This is a genomic window from Occultella glacieicola (assembly GCF_004353825.1).
In the GTDB taxonomy this organism is placed as follows: Bacteria; Actinomycetota; Actinomycetes; order Actinomycetales; family Beutenbergiaceae; genus Occultella; species Occultella glacieicola.
Genome location: NZ_SMNA01000006.1, coordinates 358860 through 374556, shown reverse-complemented (window position 1 = coordinate 374556; position 15697 = coordinate 358860). Strand labels below are relative to the sequence as shown.

Here is a 15697-nt window from a genome sequence, read left to right as displayed (position 1 = left end):
GCGCCGCCGCCATGGGCGCGCAAGGCTGGGTGACATGGATTACACCCACCTCGGCCGCACCGGCCTGTCCGTCAGCCGCATCTGCCTGGGCACGATGAACTTCGGCCCGCACACCACCGAGCCGGACGCGCACGCCATCATGGACTCCGCGCACGCCAGCGGCATCAACTTCTTCGACACCGCGAACGGGTACGGCGGCAAGAAGGGTGAGGGGATCACCGAGCAGATCCTCGGCAACTGGTTCGCCCAGGGTGGCGGACGGCGGGAACGCACCGTCCTCGCGACCAAGGTGTACGGGGAGATGGGCGACTGGCCGAATGAGGGCAAGCTGTCCGCCCTGAACATCCGCCGGGCCCTGGACGCGAGCCTGAAGCGGCTGCAGACCGACTACGTGGACCTGTACCAGTTCCACCACGTGGACCGGAACACGCCCTGGGAGGAGATCTGGCAGGCGGTCGACGTCGCGATCGCCCAGGGCAAGATCCTGTACGCCGGTTCCTCGAACTTCGCCGGCTGGCACATCGCCCAGGCCCAGGCCGCCGCTGCGGCCCGGAACACCTTCGGCCTCGTCTCGGAGCAGTCGCTGTACAACCTGGCCACCCGGTCCATCGAGCTCGAGGTGATCCCCGCCGCGCAGCACTACGGCCTCGGCATCCTGCCGTGGTCCCCACTCCAGGGCGGGCTGCTCGGTGGCGTGCTGCGCAAGGAGCGCGACGGGGTGCGCCGTACCACCGGCCGGGCCGCCCAGGTGCTCGAGGACCGGCGCGAAGCGGTGCAGGCGTACGAGGACTTCGCCGACGAGCTCGGCCACCCGGCCGGGGACGTGGCGCTCGCCTGGCTGCTGCACCAGGCAGCGGTCACGGCTCCCATCGTCGGCCCGCGGGTGCAGGACCAGCTCGACTCCGCCGTCCGGGCCGTGGACGTCACCCTCGACGCCGACGCGCTCGCGCGACTGGATGAGATCTTCCCCGGCCACCGCACGGCGCCGGAGGACTACGCCTGGTAGCAGGCGACGCGGCGAACATCGTCTGCGGGCGTGACAGAGGCCCGGCATCGGCGCAAGACTGAACGTATGAGCGCCGAGCCGGGCCACAGCACGCCCGGCACCACCGAGCACCGGGTGCTGCACGTCGACCTGGACCAGTTCATCGCCGCCGTCGAGGTGCTCCGCCGGCCGGAGCTCGCCGGCAAGCCGGTGATCGTCGGCGGCCGGGGCGACCCGACCGAGCGCGCCGTCGTGTCCACCGCCTCCTACGAGGCCCGCGAGTTCGGCGCCCGGTCCGGGATGCCGTTGCGGATCGCCGCCCGGAAGGTGCCGGACGCGGTCATCCTGCCGGTGGACCATGACGCCTACAACGAGGCATCCGAGCGGGTGATGGCGACGTTGCGCGGCCTCGGTGTGGTCGTGGAGGTCCTCGGCTGGGACGAGGCGTTCCTCGGTGCCCCCGCCGCGGATCCGGGCATGTTCGCCGACCCTGAGACGTTCGCTGCCCGGGTCCGCGCCGCCGTCCTGGACGCGACCGAGCTGCACTGTTCGGTGGGCGTCGGGGACAACAAGGTGCGCGCGAAGATCGCCACGGACTTCGGCAAGCCCCGCGGGATGTTCGTGCTGACTGCTGCGAACTGGTTCGAGGTGATGGGGGACCGGGACACCATCGCGCTCTGGGGCGTCGGCTCGAAGGTGTCCAAGCGACTGCTCGGCCACGGGATCCGCACCGTGCGCGAGCTCGCGGACGCCGACGAGGACCTCCTCGTCGGTGAGTTCGGCCCCCGGATGGGCCGGTGGTATCACGACCTCGGCCGCGGCGAGGGCCCCGCCGAGGTCGACGACAGCCCGTGGATCGCCCGCGGTCACAGCCGGGAGACCACCTACCAGCGCAACCTCACCACGCCGGAGCAGGTGGCCGCGGCGGTGACCGAACTGGCCGAGCAGGCGTTCGCCGACACGGACGCGGAGGATCGGGCCGTGACCCGGGTCACCTTGAAGGTCAGGTACGCCCCGTTCTTCACGTTCACCCGGGCCCGCAAGCTGCAGGCGCCCACGCGCGAGCGCGCGGACGTGGTCGCCGCCGCCCTGGCCCTCGCCGCCGAGCTCGACGCCGAGCGGGAGGTGCGGCTGCTCGGGGTGCGCGCCGAGATGGTGATGCCCGACGGAGGTGACCCGGCCGAGCGGACACCGGTCCGCGGCCGGCTCTGAACCGTCCGGCCCGCGCGTCCTCCTCAGCCGCGCACGCGGGCCATGGCCGGTGCTCCGAGGACGGAGCGGTACAGGTCGGCCGCCGACTGCGCGACCACCTCGGCGCCGTACCGGTGGGCCAGTTGCTCCGCGTTCGCGGCGGCGGTGGCGCGCACCCCCGGGTCAAGACGGAGGGCCTCGATCGCCTCGGCGAACCCGGCGGCGTCGGAGGGGAACAGGGCGCCATCGGCGCCGAACAACTCCCGGAACACGGTGATGTCCCGCAACACGATGGGCAGGCTCGCGGCCGCGGCCTCGAGGGCCACGAGCCCGAACGTCTCCTGACGGGCGGTCGAGGTGAACACGTCGGCGGCGAGGTACCACTGGGCCACCCGGTCCCGGTCGAGCTGCCCCACGAACCGCACGTTCGCCGGCGCCGAGCGCATCTGGGCCTCCAGCTGCCCACGCGAGGACGCCAGCGCTCCGAACAGCACCGAGCCCACCCACACGAATGTCACGTGCGGCAGCGCCCGAGCCATCTCCAGGAACGTGTCCACGCCCTTACGGGGCTGGACCTGCCCCACCGTGAGCACCACGAACTCCCGGTCGCCGACGTCGAGGTCCTGGCGGGCCAGGGCCCGGCTGTCGGGGGACCGGGCGAACGCCCGCCGGTCGATCCCGTTCGGAATGACGCTGATCGGGGTCCGCACACCCCCGGCGACGAGTTCCGCCTTCGCCGCCTCGGACACCGCGATGACCTGGTCGGCCGAGCCGTAGAAGTGCCGCAGGTAGGCCTCGATCGCCCTGCGGAACACGGTCGAGCCGCGCAGGCTCCCGCGCAGACTGTCCGCCGTGACATGCGCCGAGACGACCTTCGGTCCGCGATGGGTCCGCAGCCGGAGCAACGGCCACGGTCCGAGCGTGTGGACGTGCAGGATGCCGTCCCGCCAGCGTTCGTTCGTACCCACCTGGTAGCCGAGGTCCCGCAGCCCCTGGGTGGTCTCCAGGAACGCGGTGTGGACGCCGTGACCCTTGGGACCGAACACGGACTCGGACATCTGGTTGATCCGCGGCAGATCCGTGCGGACCTGGTCCGACGTGGCGACCGCGGACCGGTCGGGCGGGATGAAGGCGAGCGTCATAGAGCAACTTCCAGTCGAACTCGTCGGTGTGACTCACTGAAGTCCGGGCAGGTGGCCCCAGCATGAACCCTTCGAAGATAACGGGTCCGGCGCCGGTCAACGAGGAACCTCACGGGAGTGCCTCCTGTCGTCGCGCGTCCTCGGGCTCCTCGATACCGGAGCGGAGGCGGGCCCGCACGTCGGGCGGCAGGGCACTCCAGTCGGCCTCGGTGTCGAGGTCGATCGCCGTGCCGTCCCGGCGGACCAGGACGGCCTCGGCGCCCGACGCCCTCGCTTCGCGGCGGTGCCGGGCGAGGCTGTCCTCGCCGAACCGGAACCGAAAGCCCTCCGTGCCCGGACCGAGCAGCACCGCGTTCGTGCCGAGGTCGTACCGGTCCGGGGCGAGGGTGACCGGGGTGGACCTGTCGAGCAGCGCTGCGGTGTCCGCGCCGCTCAGCGCCGCCAGGTCGGCGTGCACGACGAGCAGCCGGTCCGTCGGCCAGTGGCGCCGCACGTGCTCGCGGCCGAACTCCACGCCGGCGTTCAGGCCGGGTCGCTCGGCCGGTTGGCGGAGGACCTCCAGGCGCGGGTCGGGATCGAGGGCCTCGGCGACGAAGCCGGGATCCGCGGTCACCACGAGGACCCGACGGATGCCGTCGGTCCCGAGCAGCGTGGCCACCACGTGCCGGGCCAGGGACACCACGAGCCGGCCCCGCTGCGCTGCCGGTAGGTGTTCGGCCAGGCGGGTCTTTCCGGTGTGGCCGTCGCGGAGGGGGACGACGGCGGTCGTGGGCTCCGGCGGCCGTCGCACCGGGTCGGGCGCTGCCGAGGACGTCATCGATCGCGCCCGGTGAGGAGTTCGCGGGCGAACCGCTCGCGGTCGGGCCCATCGCCCATCACGGTGTTCGTGACGATCACCTGGAGGCCGAGGTCGGCGATCGCAGGGGCGAGGTCACGGTCACGCTCGTCGATGCACATGGCGTCGATCAGCCCCGCGTAGAGCCGGGCAACGGCCAATGCGGAGACCTCGTGCCCGAGGTCGGCGAGCATCTGCGCGGCCGGGCCCTTCAGCGCCGCGCCCGCGATCACCGGGCTGACCGCGACCCGCCAGGCCCCCGAGGTGGCCAGGGCGTCCCGGACACCCGGGACGGCCAGGATCGGCCCGACGCTGACGAACGGGTTGGACGGCGCGATGGCGACCACGTCCGCGTCACGCACAGCCTCGAGAACGCCGGGCGCGGGACGGGAGTCGGCGACGCCGTCGAACGTCAGCGCGGTGACGGTGTCCGCGTGCCGGCGGGCGACGAAGTACTCCTGGAAGCCGAACCGGCCGGCCGGGGTGTCCACGAGGGTGGCGACCGGGTCATCGGTCATCGGGACCAGCCGGGCCCGCACGCCGAGGGCTGCGGCGAGGTCCGCCGTCACCATCGAGAGCGGGACCCCGCGGCGCAGCCGGTCGGAACGGAAAACGTGGGTCGCGAGGTCGGCATCACCGAGGGTGAACCAGGTGTCCTGGCCGAGCCGGCGCAACTGGTCCAGGACGGCAACGGTGTCGCCCGCGATGCCCCACCCGGTGTCGGGGTTCGCGATCCCGGCGAGCGTGTACATGACGGTGTCGAGGTCCGGGCTGATGGACAGCCCGTACACCTGCGCGTCGTCGGCGGTGTTCACGACGACGGTCAGGTCGTCGCCGACGCGGGCGAAACCCTCGGCGAGTTTCGCGCCGCCGACGCCTCCGGCGAGGACGGTCACTGGGGTGGATTCGGGCACCCCACGAGCGTAACGGCGTGCCGTGGCGCCGTTCGTCCCGCCACGGAGGGACCTGTGACGGCGTCGGGATCGGCCGATGGGATGACGACGATCAGGGATGCCCCGGAGGTTGCGGCTCCGGCCCCTCCGGGGAGTCGTCCTCGGAGGCCTGCTGGAGCGCGCCGCGCCGACGGGCGTGGGCACGGCCGTGGACCGCGTAGTACAGCCCGACGGCGCCCAGCACCAGCGCGGCGAGCAGCGCGTACATCGTGCCGTAGTCGGTGCCGCCGAGCAGGAGCCCCAGCAGGATCGGGCCGACGCCCACGCCCAGGTCGGTCGCGAGGTAGAACGTCGAGGTGGCCAGGCCGACCCGGTGTACCGGCGCTGCCGTGACCGCGATCGCCTGTGAGCTCGACATCAGGGTGCCGAAGCCGAGGCCGACCAGGCCGCCCGCCGTCCACATCATCGCCGGCGTCTGCGCGTAGGCGAGCGTCGCGAGTCCGGCCGCGAAGGCACACAGCGCCGGGATCACCACGATGTTGTCACCGCGGACGTCCTGGAGGCGGCCGGCGAACGGGCGGCAGATGAGGGTCACGACCGCGAACACGATGAAGAACGCGCTGGCGGCGTCGACCAGGTCGAGCTCCTGGGCGTAGGAGTTGATGAAGGTCAGGACGCCCGAGTAGGCGAGCCCGACCAGCAGCATCATCGAAGCGATCGGGAGGGCGCTCACCTCGACGAACTCCTTCGGGTGCAGGCGCCGGACCGCGGCGCGCTGCTCCTGCGAGAGGGTCGGGACCGGGAACCGGATGAGCAGGCCGAACGCCATCGCCAGGGCCGAGACCACGGCGCACAGGGCGAACAGCGTGGGGTAGCCGGGGCCGTCCACCAACTGGAGGGACAGGAACGGCCCGATCGCGGTGGCGAGCGTGTTGCTGGTGCCGAAGAACGCGGTGCCCTCCCCTCGCCGCAGCGGCGGGATCAGACTCATCACGGAAGCGGCCAGGGCGGTGGTGCCGGCGCCGAACGCGATCCCGTGGAGGACCCGGACGGTGATGAACAGGCCGAGACTCTGGGCCGGGATGTAGAGCAGCGACATGGCCACGAAGACCGCCAGGCTGACCATCAGGATCCGTCGGCGCCCCAGCACGTCGAGGAGCTTCCCGGCGAACACCCGGCCCACTACGGCGCCCAGGATGAACCCGCTGGCCGCGAGCCCGGCGCCGGTCTCGCTCGCCTGGAACCGGTCCACGGCGTAGACCGCCATGGTCGTCATCAGCAGATAGAAGATCATCGCGATGAAGAAGTTCGTGACGATCGAGAAGACGAAGTCCCTCGTCCACAGCCGGCGTTCCGGCGTACTACCCACTGCCACCATGCTCACTCTCCGCGGCCAGTGGCCGCCCGCTCCTCCGGCAACCTACTCCGGTCCGTGGTGCGGCGCGGGTGACGTCCAGCACGTGGCGTCAGCGCGGGCACCGAACCCCCGGAAACGGCACACTGGGCGGATGGACAGTCAGGAGGGGAACCGCGACGGCCGCGATGAGACGGACTCCGAGCGCGCCGACCGGAACTGGGACGAGCTCATGCAGGAGCTGCGGGTGACCCAGACCGGGACCCAGATCCTCACGGGCTTCCTGCTCACCCTGCCGTTCCAGCAGCGCTTCGCCGATCTGCGGCCCGATCAGGTGGCGATCTATCTGGTCCTGGTCGCACTGGCGCTGGTCGCGACCGCCCTCGTGGTCGCGCCGGTCAGCCTGCACCGGCTGCTGTTCCGGCGTCGGCGCAAGCCGGAACTCGTCTCGGCCGGGAACCGGCTCGCCCAGGTCGGCCTGGTCGCGTTGGCGCTCGTGATCACCGGGACCGCACTGTTCGTGTTCGACGTGGTGCTGGGCCGCTCGGCCGCGCTGATCGCGGCCGGGTCGGCGCTCGTGGTCCTGCTCGGCCTGTGGGTGCTGTTGCCCCGGCGGCTCCGGCGCGGCTGAACCGGTCAGCCGAGCCCGGTCAGGCGCAGCAGCGCGGCCGCCGCCGCGCCGACGATCACCACCACCAGGAACGGGGCCCGGAGCATCAGCGCGAGCGCCGCGGCGACGAGTGCCCCGAGCCGGGCGTCCAGGACCACCTCCTGACCGCTGGAGACGGTGTTCATCGCGACCAGGGAGGCGAGCAGGCCGATGGTCAGGACCCCCGCCACGCGGGTCGCCCGCTCGTCCTCGAGCAGCCGCGCCGGCACCAGGTGGCCGACCAGTTTGGTGGCGAGGGCGACCACGCATCCGAGCAGGATCCAGAACCACAGCCCGCTCATGTCCGGTCACCGCTTCGCGGGCCCCTGGGACCCCGGCGGTCGTCGGGGATCTCGGTGGCCGCGGCGGGTCCGGGACCATCGGCCCGGTACGGGTCCAGGTCCGGTTCGAGGCCCTCGTCGGCCCGGCCGTGGCTGATCCAGCCCCAGACGGCGGCGACCAGGCCGGCGACCAGGATCGGGATGCCCGGCGGCAGGAACGGCACCGCGAGCACGGTCACGAGCGCGCAGACCACGGCGATGGCGACGGGTTCGCGACCCTTGAGCCGCGGCCAGAGCAGGCCCAGGAACGCGGCCACCGCGGCGCCGTCGAGCCCCCACCGGGCGGGGTCGCCGATCGCGCCGCCGAGGAACGCGCCGACCAGGGTGAAGAGGTTCCAGAGGGCGAAGACGCCGATCCCGGCCACCCAGAAGCCACGACGCTGCTCCGCCGGGTCCTCCTGTCCGACGGCGGTCGCCGTGGACTCGTCGATGGTGACGTGCGCGGCGGCGAGCTTGAGCGGCCACGGCGTCCGGAGCATCCGGTTGATCTGGGTGCCGTAGACCGCGTTGCGCAGTCCCAGCAGGGCGGCGGCCCCGAACGCCGCCGAGCCGGTCCCACCACCGGAGATCACGCCGATGAACGCGAACTGGGAGCCGCCGGTGAACATCAGGAGGCTGAGCGCCATCGTCTGGGCGACGCTCAGCCCGGCGGCGATTGCGAGGGCACCGAACGAGATGCCGTACAGCCCGGTTGCCACGGAGATCGCGGCGCCGATCCGCACCGCCGGTGACTCCCACAACCGCCTCACCCGGCCAGTTTAGGTGGGGTGAGGTCGGGGCAACCGTGTCGAGGGTGTCGAGGGTGTCGAGGGTGTGGCTCCGGCCGCTGTGGCCGCAGCCACACCCTCGGGTGATGGGCTCCGGGGGACCGCTCATCGGCGGTCCGGGTCCGGCTACGTGCGACGCACCTCGTCCAGGACGGCGAGGCGTCGACGGTACTCCTGCTCGTCGATCTCACCGCTGGCGAACCGCTCGGCCAGCCGGGACCGCCCGGCGACGACGCCGCTGCGGGCCTCGGCCCAGCGACGCCGGCCGAAGCGACCGACGAGGATGACCACGGTGGCGATGATCAGGAACCACAGGATCGGGAAGACGATCCACCAGCCCGGCCCGCCGCCACCGGCCCACATCGGCCCGTGCTGGGCCGCGATGTCCGTGAGGGTGTTCATGGTCTGCTCCTTCGGGGAATGTGCCGTCCCGATTTTCGGGACGTGACAGATCCTCGCGAGTTCCGGTGGCCGCGTCGTCGGGCGGGGGAAGGCAGTTCCCCTGCCGCGCCGGGAGCAGAGGCGGGGGTCGGGCTACGCCCGACGGAGTACCCGGCCGCATGGGGACCGGTCCGGTCGCCCCACCCGACCTGTCAGGCCACACCCGACCGGTCGGTCAGGGCGCCCACCCGGGCCGGACCAGGCCGGTTTCGTAGGCGAGCACGACGAGTTGGGCACGGTCGCGGGCCCCGACCTTGATCATCGCCCGGGACACGTGCGTCTTCGCGGTCGCGGGACTGACCACCAGGCGCTGGGCGATCTCGTCGTTGCTCAGGCCCTCGCCGACCAGGGCCACCACCTCGCGCTCGCGGTCGGTGAGCCGGTCGAGGTGCCCGGTCGGGGCGGCCGCGCGGCTGCGCTGGGCGAACTCGCCGATGAGGCGCCGGGTGACGGACGGCGACAGCAGCGCGTCGCCGGACGCCACTGCGCGGATGGCGGCGAGCAGGTCCACCGGCTCGGTGTCCTTGACCAGGAAGCCGCTCGCGCCCTGCCGGATCGCCTCGAACACGTACTCGTCGAGCTCGAAGGTGGTCAGGATGATGATCCGGGTGTCCGTGAGGTCCGGGTCCGCGGTGATCCGGGCGGTCGCCTCCAGCCCGTCGAGACGGGGCATCCGGATGTCCATGAGGACCACGTCCGGCCGGGCGCGCCGGACCAGGTCGACGGCGTCGCGACCGTCACCGGCCTCGCCGACGACCTCCAGGCCGTCCTCGGCGTCGATGAGCGCGCGGAAGCCCGCGCGCAGCAGCGCCTGATCGTCCACGAGCGCGACGCGGATCATGAGTTCGTCCTCCAGGGCAGCTGAGCGACCAGCGCAGCCCCGCCGTCGGGCCCGTCGGTGAGCCGGACCGACCCGCCGACGGCGGTGGCGCGCTCGGCCATCCCACGCAGGCCGTTGCCCGGCACCGGGGCCGGACCGGGGCCGCGGCCGTTGTCGGTGACGGCCACCTCCAACGCCGAGTCCGTGACCGTGATCCGGACCCGGGCCCGGGCCCGGGTCGCGCCGCTGTGCCGGACCACGTTCGTGATCGCCTCCTGGACGATCCGGAATCCGGCGGTTCCGACGGCGGCGGGCACGTCGTCGAGGTCGCCCACCACCTCCAGGGTGGTGCTGACGCCCGCCTGGGAGGCGCGGCTGATCAGCGGGGCGAGGCCGCCGAGGTCAGCTGCCGGCGCGCGTGGGGCGCCCTCGCCCTCGGCGCGCAGCACGCCGATCAAGGCGCGGAGCTCGGTGAGCGCCTCCTTGGAGGCGTCCTTGATCGTGGTGAGGGCGAGCTCGACCTGCTCGGGGCGCCGGTCGACCAGGTGCAGCGCGACCCCGGCCTGGACGTTGATGAGGGACATGTGGTGGGCCACCACGTCGTGCAGCTCCCGAGCCACCCGGAGCTGATCCTCGCTGACCCGCCGCCGCTCCGCCTCGGCGCGGGCTCGCCGGAACTCCGCTTGCCGCGCCCGGTTGAGCCGGATGAGCTCACCGATACCGAGGACGATCAGCGCCCACGCCACCGTCGCCGTGGTGCCGAACCAGGTGAACGTCTCCTCGCGCAGGGTCACCCGGATGACCTGGATGCCGAGCAGGGTGGCGCCGGCGGCCAGCCACGCGAAGGTACGGTGACCGCGGACCACCGTGATGATGGCCGCGACGGCGGGCGAGAGCACCACCGGTCCGTACGGGAAGCCGAGGGCGAGGTAGGTGAGCGTGATCGCGAGCACCGCGACCAGCACGGTGCGAGGGCGCCACCGCGCGCCGAGGAGCGCCAACGGGCCGGCCAGCAGCAGGAGGATCCCCAGCGGGCCGGGCGGTCTGCTGTCCGGCTGGTTGTGCCAGGCCCCGAAGGTCCCGAACAGTTGGACGATGGCCAAGGCGACCGGCCCGAACACGGCCGCGCGGCGACGCCGTCGCTCGCGCGTGTGCTCGTCCCAGGCCCAGGTCACCAGACCACGCTAGGCCGTCACGGCGTCCGGCGTCGTCCGCTGCCGGGTGCAGACGGACCTACTCCCCGGGGCGTAGGTCCATTCCATCGATGAGCCGGCCGAGGAGGTCCCCGAACCGATGGAGATCCTCGACCCCCCACTCGGTGAGCCGCGCCTGGAGCACCGCACGCTCACGCTCGCTGGTCGCGTCGTAGCGGGTCCGGCCCGACTCGGAGGCGGTGACGAGGAACGCGCGGCCGTCACGGGGATCCGGGGCTCGCTCCACCAGGCCGAGGTCCTCGAGATGTTTGATCGTCCGGCTGGCCACGGCCTTGTCCAGCTCGAGCCGTTCCGCGATGTGCCCCTGCTGCAGGGCGCCCTCGCGGACGACGGTGCCGAGGATCCGGTACCCGAGGATGGACAGCTCCGGGTGGATAGCCAGCGCGCGGCGCCGGAACAACTGCTTGGCGTGCACGAACAGGTTGGAGAACTGGATCTCCACCTCACGGATGGCTGCCTGCAGTTCCGGGTCGTCCGGACCCGACGCGGCAGCCGCCACATCGGATCCGGACCGGGTCATGGTGGGCATCCTACTGAGCGGGCACGACCACGCGGGGCTGCTCGCCGGTCGCGGGTCCGTCGGCGCCGTCATCGCCGTCATCGCCGTCATCGCCGACATCGCCGGTGAGGTTCCCGCCGGCGAGGTTCCCGTCGATGGGGCTTCCCTCGGCGACGGGGCTCACGCCACCACTGGCCGCGGCCACGGCGACGAGTTCCGCCTCGGCCGCCGCTGCCTCGTCGACCTCCCGCTCGTGACGGGTCTGGTTGCTCAACGGCAGGTTCGGCAGCAGCGCCACGGCCACGATGCTCAACAGCGCGAGGGGCGCCGCGACCAGGAAGACGTGGGCGACGGCCTCGCCATAGACGGACTCGATGATCACCTTCACCGATTCGGGCAGGGAGTGCACGGCCGGGATCGTGCCGGCGGCCAGGCCGTCGGAGATCGCAGTGCCCTCGTCCCCGAGGGCCGCGATCGCACCGAACAGCTCGGTCTGGCGAGCGGTCAGGAGCTCGGTGACCTTGTCCGCCAGCACGGTGCCCAGGACCGCGATACCGATCGTGCCACCGAGGCTGCGGAAGAACGCGACACCGGAACTGGCGACCCCGATCTCCTCGGGCGGCACGGCGTTCTGCACCACCAGCACGAGGTTCTGCATGACCATGCCGACGCCGGCGCCGAGCATGAACATGTAGAGCGAGACGAGCGTGAAGTTGGTGTCGTAGGAGATCGTGCTGAGCAGGAGCATGCCCGCGGTGAACAGGATCGAGCCGAGCACCATGTAGCGCTTCCAGATGCCGGTCCGGCTGATCACGGCACCAACGACGGCGGAGAGGATCAGCATGCCCGCGGCCATCGGGATGGTCATCAGGCCGGACTGGGTGGCGCTGGCCCCGCGAGCGAGCTGCATGTACTGGGCGAGGAAGACGGACGTTCCGAACATCGCCACACCGACTGCGACCGAGCCGAGCACCGCGAACGTGTAGGTGCGGTTCTTGAACATGGACATCGGGATGATCGGCTCGACGGCGCGCATCTCCACGAACACCAGGGCGACGAGCGCTACGACGGCGCCGCCGACCATCCAGGCCGTGGTGGCCGAGGCCCAGGCGAACTGCGTGCCGGCCAGGCTGACCCAGATCAGCAGGAGCGAGACACCGGCGGCGAGCAGCACCACGCCGAGGTAGTCGATCTTGACCTTGCGACGCTTCATCGCCGGCAGGTGCAGCGTCTTCTGCAGCATGATGATGGCGACGATCGCGACCGGGACGCCCACGAAGAAGTTCCAGCGCCAGTTGATCGAGTCGGTGAGGAACCCGCCCAGCAGCGGTCCGCCGACGGTGCCGAGGGCCATCACACCACTGAACAGGCCCATGTAGCGGCCGCGCTCGCGCGGGCTGACGATGTCCGCCATGACGATCTGGGTCAGGGCGGCCAGCCCACCGGCACCGAGGCCCTGGACGACGCGCAGTCCGATGAGCATCGAGGTGTCCTGGGAGAAACCGGCGGCCGCCGACGCCACCACGAAGATGACGAGCGCCAGCTGCAGCAGGAACTTGCGGTTGAACAGGTCGGCCAACTTGCCCCAGATCGGGGTGGAGACGGTCGTGGCAAGCAGGGTGGCGGTGATGACCCAGGTGTACGAGGTCTGCGAGCCACCCAGGTCGGAGACGATGACGGGAAGGGAGGTGCCCACCACGGTGCTGGCGAGCATCGAGACGAACATGCCGAGCAGCAGGCCGACGAGGGCCTGGAGGACCTCGGAGTGCGTCATCTTGGCGGCCGGCTGGTCGTTCGAGGGCGGTACGGGTGTCACGGTGTCGGCTGCGGTGGCCCTGTCGGGCCGGCCGGCACTGCTGGCGATGGTGCTCACGCGAGCGTGCTCCTAAGCGACGAAGAATTAGTTGATCGACAGCAACTATACGCCGATAGTTGAGGCACATCAACTAATACCGGGGAGACGCAGGTCACGTCCGGTAGGGGAGAGGTTCACGTGATGTCCGTGCGGACTTCATCGGGCCCGGATAGCGTCGCCGCCAACGCTGGGCCGAGGGGGCCACCGCAGCTGGAGGGACGACCGATGACGCTGACCATCACGAACGAGGACGCTGCGGGCTGGTCCGAGGGCACCTGGCCGCTCGGAGCCGAGTGGGACGAGGCCACGGGGACGGCGTCGTTCGCGGTCCACGCGCCGCGGGCCACCCGGGTGCTCCTGGAGTTCTACGCCGAGGCGGTCGGCGCCGACGCCGCGGCCGAGTCGGACCTCGCCCGAGGTGCGGACGGCGTGTGGCGCGCCCGGATCGGCGGCATCGAGCCGGGGGTGTACTACGCCTTCCGGGTCTGGGGTCCGGGGTGGGACGTGGCGCCCACCTGGGCGCGTGGCGACAGCGCCGCCGGCTTCACCGCCGACGTCGACGAGTCCGGGAACCGGTTCAACCCGAACAAGGTGCTGTTCGACCCGTACGCGCGCGAGATCAGTCACAACCTGTCGCACCCGGCTCTCACCGGCACCCACGCCGGCCAGGATGCCCGGGCCGCCGACCGGGGTGGTGCCGAGGTGCTCGGCACCGGCGGCGATCTCGTCCGGGGACGTCCCCGCCGTGAACTCGACTCCGGACGGTGGGCACCGAAGTCCGTGCTCGTGCACGATCAGACGGCCACCGGGGTGCGGCCCCGCCGCCGCGCCGAGGACGCGGTCATCTGCGAGGCGCACGTGCGTACCTCGACGGCGCACCCCTCGGTCGGCACCCTGCGCGCCGGCCTCGCCGGCGTGCCCGGGTTCGCCGACGTCGTCGACATCCCGGAGCAGTTCCGTGGCACCTACCGAGGGATGGGCCTGCTCGCGCCCTACCTGCGGGCGGCCGGGTTCACCGCCGTCGAACTCCTCCCGGTCCATGCCAGCGACACCACCGCGGCACCGGGCGACGGCGGCACCACGAACTACTGGGGCTACCAGACCCTGGCTTTCTTCGCCCCGAACCGCGACTACGCCTACGACCGGGATCCGGGCGGCCCGACCCACGAGTTCAAGGAGATGGTCCGGGCGTTCCACGACCACGGCCTCGAGGTCTATCTCGACGTGGTCTACAACCACACCGGCGAGGGTGGGCACTGGGGCGGTGACCTGCACACGACCGGCTTCACCAGCCTCGGCGGATTCGCGGCCTCCGAGTACTACTCGATGACCGACGAGCACCGCCTCATCGACGGCGCCACCGGGACGTCGAACCAGATGAACCACTCTTCCGCGGCCAGCCGGGCCCTGGTCCTGGACTCGCTGCGCTACTGGGCCGACGAGATGGACGTCGACGGCTTCCGGTTCGATCTGGCGCCGGTGCTCGGTCGGACCCCGAGCGCCTTCGAACGGGAGGACTGGTCCGCGCAGCGCAGGTTCTTCCCCGAGCATCCGCTGCTGGTCGAGATTGCCGAGTTCGCCCGGCGCCGGCACGTCGAGGTGATCGCCGAGGCGTGGGACCTGTGGGGCTACGAGGTCGGCAACTTCCCGCCCGGCTGGGGCGAGTGGAACGGACGCTACCGCGACACCATGCGGGACTACCTCAAGGGTGACGGCAACGTCGAGGAGTTCATGCGCAAGCTCAATGGCGACCACCGCCACTTCGCCGACCAGGGGGGTCCGCAGCGCTCGGTCAACTTCGTCACGGCGCACGACGGGTTCACCCTGATGGACCTGGTCAGCTACCCGGCCAAGGTCAATGACGGCCCGCCGCCGTTCGGACCCTCGGACGGCGGCAGCGACGACAACAGGTCGTGGGACTCCGGCGGCGACCGGGATCTGCGCCGGGTCCGGCTGCGCAACCTCTGGACGATCCTGTTCCTGTCCCGCGGGGTGCCGATGGTGGTCTCCGGTGACGAGTTCGGCCGCACCCAGAACGGGAACAACAACCCGTGGAGCCTGAACTCGATCGGGATCTGGAACAACTACGCGATGGTGTCCACGAACGCCCCGCACCGGGTTGCGGTCGACCCGGCGCGACCCGAGATCGGCTACCACGACAACTTCGGAACGGCAGCGGCGCCGTCGGACGTCAACCCGTACTTCCGGTTCGCGGTCGCGCTCGCGCGACTGCGCGGCGCCGAGCCGGCGCTGCGCCAGGCCCGCTACGGGGACCTGGACCACAACGATGACGACGTGTCCTACTTCTTCACGCGTCCGGACGGGACCGCTGGGCCCGGCGCGGGCGACCGGGCGGTGCGCGTGCACATCGACGGCTCCGGGGTGGGCGGCCACGACTACCTGCTCCTGGTCAACATGGCCGCCGAGGAGGTCACCTTCGCGGTCCCGGACAGCCCGCATGGCGACGGCTGGCGCCGCATCATCGACACGGCCGGGTGGGCGGAACCGGAGTTCAACGTGTGGCTCGACGACTCCGGTGCCCCCACGCCCGAGGCCGAGGTCGTGACCGGCGACTACACCGTGATGCCATGGAGCGTGGCAGTCCTGCGGGAGGGGTGAGGCTCGACCGCGGGCAGTTCTGCCCGTGGACGCCTCGTCGGTGTCCCGGGTCCGGACCATATGATCGCGGAGATTCCGATCCGGCCGGCGGC

General features: G+C 71.7%; 15 protein-coding genes. 4 read left to right on the top strand and 11 right to left on the bottom strand.

Going from position 1 to position 15697, the window contains the following annotated elements; genetic code table 11:
- Positions 1–34: 34 nt before the first annotated feature.
- Both EXU48_RS14485 and EXU48_RS14480 read left to right on the top strand, forming a co-directional pair.
- Positions 35–1006 (top strand): aldo/keto reductase, encoded by a 972-nt coding sequence (locus tag EXU48_RS14485; protein WP_133108355.1) that lies wholly within the window; start codon positions 35–37, stop codon positions 1004–1006.
- Between the two features lie 66 nt (positions 1007–1072).
- Entirely contained in the window at positions 1073–2197 is a 1125-nt protein-coding gene (locus tag EXU48_RS14480) for a DNA polymerase IV (RefSeq protein ID WP_207947742.1), read from the top strand.
- Positions 2198–2220: 23 nt separating this feature from the next.
- Here the strand turns inward: EXU48_RS14480 and EXU48_RS14475 are convergent, their stop codons facing one another.
- The 4 genes from EXU48_RS14475 to EXU48_RS14460 form a co-directional block, all read right to left on the bottom strand.
- Positions 2221–3318: a glycosyltransferase family 4 protein gene (locus EXU48_RS14475; protein WP_133108354.1), complete on the bottom strand. Its 1098-nt coding sequence runs from the start codon at positions 3316–3318 to the stop codon at positions 2221–2223.
- A 109-nt stretch (positions 3319–3427) separates the two neighbouring features.
- A complete protein-coding gene (cofC, locus tag EXU48_RS14470; RefSeq protein ID WP_133108353.1) occupies positions 3428–4135 on the bottom strand; it encodes a 2-phospho-L-lactate guanylyltransferase in 708 nt (235 codons plus the stop codon).
- Entirely contained in the window at positions 4132–5067 is a 936-nt protein-coding gene (gene cofD / locus EXU48_RS14465) for a 2-phospho-L-lactate transferase (protein WP_133108352.1), read from the bottom strand. Before cofD ends, cofC begins: the two co-directional genes overlap by 4 nt.
- Before the next feature lie 91 nt (positions 5068–5158).
- Positions 5159–6424, bottom strand: a complete 1266-nt coding sequence (locus tag EXU48_RS14460; RefSeq protein ID WP_133108351.1) for an MFS transporter — start codon at positions 6422–6424, stop codon at positions 5159–5161.
- A gap of 130 nt (positions 6425–6554) precedes the next feature.
- Between EXU48_RS14460 and EXU48_RS14455 the strand changes: the two genes are divergently transcribed.
- A complete protein-coding gene (locus tag EXU48_RS14455; protein ID WP_133108350.1) occupies positions 6555–7031 on the top strand; it encodes a DUF6328 family protein in 477 nt (158 codons plus the stop codon).
- A gap of 5 nt (positions 7032–7036) precedes the next feature.
- Here the strand turns inward: EXU48_RS14455 and EXU48_RS14450 are convergent, their stop codons facing one another.
- The 7 genes from EXU48_RS14450 to EXU48_RS14420 all read right to left on the bottom strand — a co-directional run bounded on the left by EXU48_RS14450 (position 7037) and on the right by EXU48_RS14420 (position 12947).
- Positions 7037–7351: an AzlD domain-containing protein gene (locus EXU48_RS14450; RefSeq protein ID WP_133108349.1), complete on the bottom strand. Its 315-nt coding sequence runs from the start codon at positions 7349–7351 to the stop codon at positions 7037–7039.
- Positions 7348–8139 (bottom strand): AzlC family ABC transporter permease, encoded by a 792-nt coding sequence (locus EXU48_RS14445; protein ID WP_133108348.1) that lies wholly within the window; start codon positions 8137–8139, stop codon positions 7348–7350. Before EXU48_RS14445 ends, EXU48_RS14450 begins: the two co-directional genes overlap by 4 nt.
- Before the next feature lie 144 nt (positions 8140–8283).
- Positions 8284–8559 carry an SHOCT domain-containing protein gene (locus EXU48_RS14440; protein WP_207947741.1) on the bottom strand — a complete coding sequence of 92 codons (276 nt, stop codon included), beginning with the start codon at positions 8557–8559 and terminating at the stop codon, positions 8284–8286.
- A 214-nt stretch (positions 8560–8773) separates the two neighbouring features.
- Positions 8774–9439 carry a response regulator gene (locus tag EXU48_RS14435; RefSeq protein WP_133108347.1) on the bottom strand — a complete coding sequence of 222 codons (666 nt, stop codon included), beginning with the start codon at positions 9437–9439 and terminating at the stop codon, positions 8774–8776.
- On the bottom strand, positions 9436–10593 hold the full coding sequence (locus tag EXU48_RS14430) for a sensor histidine kinase (RefSeq protein WP_133108346.1): 1158 nt from the start codon (positions 10591–10593) through the stop codon (positions 9436–9438). The genes EXU48_RS14435 and EXU48_RS14430 overlap by 4 nt, the downstream gene beginning before the upstream one ends.
- Positions 10594–10651: 58 nt before the next feature.
- The gene (locus EXU48_RS14425; protein WP_165962818.1) at positions 10652–11152 is read right to left on the bottom strand and encodes a MarR family winged helix-turn-helix transcriptional regulator; all 501 of its coding nucleotides are present in this window, start codon (positions 11150–11152) and stop codon (positions 10652–10654) included.
- Positions 11153–11162: 10 nt separating this feature from the next.
- The gene (locus EXU48_RS14420; RefSeq protein ID WP_268958179.1) at positions 11163–12947 is read right to left on the bottom strand and encodes an MDR family MFS transporter; all 1785 of its coding nucleotides are present in this window, start codon (positions 12945–12947) and stop codon (positions 11163–11165) included.
- 264 nt (positions 12948–13211) lie between these two features.
- On the opposite strand from EXU48_RS14420, the gene EXU48_RS14415 reads away from it, so the two are divergent.
- Complete coding sequence (locus tag EXU48_RS14415; RefSeq protein ID WP_133108344.1) at positions 13212–15605, top strand: alpha-amylase family glycosyl hydrolase; 2394 nt, start codon at positions 13212–13214, stop codon at positions 15603–15605.
- The last annotated feature ends 92 nt before the right edge of the window (positions 15606–15697 follow it).

Coding starts and splice junctions, on each gene's coding strand:
- EXU48_RS14485 (WP_133108355.1), top strand. CDS start 35: ATGGATTACACCCACCTCGGCCGCACCGGCCTGTCCGTCAGCCGCATC.
- EXU48_RS14480 (WP_207947742.1), top strand. CDS start 1,073: ATGAGCGCCGAGCCGGGCCACAGCACGCCCGGCACCACCGAGCACCGG.
- EXU48_RS14475 (WP_133108354.1), bottom strand. CDS start 3,318: ATGACGCTCGCCTTCATCCCGCCCGACCGGTCCGCGGTCGCCACGTCG.
- cofC (WP_133108353.1), bottom strand. CDS start 4,135: ATGACGTCCTCGGCAGCGCCCGACCCGGTGCGACGGCCGCCGGAGCCC.
- EXU48_RS14460 (WP_133108351.1), bottom strand. CDS start 6,424: ATGGTGGCAGTGGGTAGTACGCCGGAACGCCGGCTGTGGACGAGGGAC.
- EXU48_RS14455 (WP_133108350.1), top strand. CDS start 6,555: ATGGACAGTCAGGAGGGGAACCGCGACGGCCGCGATGAGACGGACTCC.
- EXU48_RS14450 (WP_133108349.1), bottom strand. CDS start 7,351: ATGAGCGGGCTGTGGTTCTGGATCCTGCTCGGATGCGTGGTCGCCCTC.
- EXU48_RS14440 (WP_207947741.1), bottom strand. CDS start 8,559: ATGAACACCCTCACGGACATCGCGGCCCAGCACGGGCCGATGTGGGCC.
- EXU48_RS14435 (WP_133108347.1), bottom strand. CDS start 9,439: ATGATCCGCGTCGCGCTCGTGGACGATCAGGCGCTGCTGCGCGCGGGC.
- EXU48_RS14425 (WP_165962818.1), bottom strand. CDS start 11,152: ATGACCCGGTCCGGATCCGATGTGGCGGCTGCCGCGTCGGGTCCGGAC.
- EXU48_RS14415 (WP_133108344.1), top strand. CDS start 13,212: ATGACGCTGACCATCACGAACGAGGACGCTGCGGGCTGGTCCGAGGGC.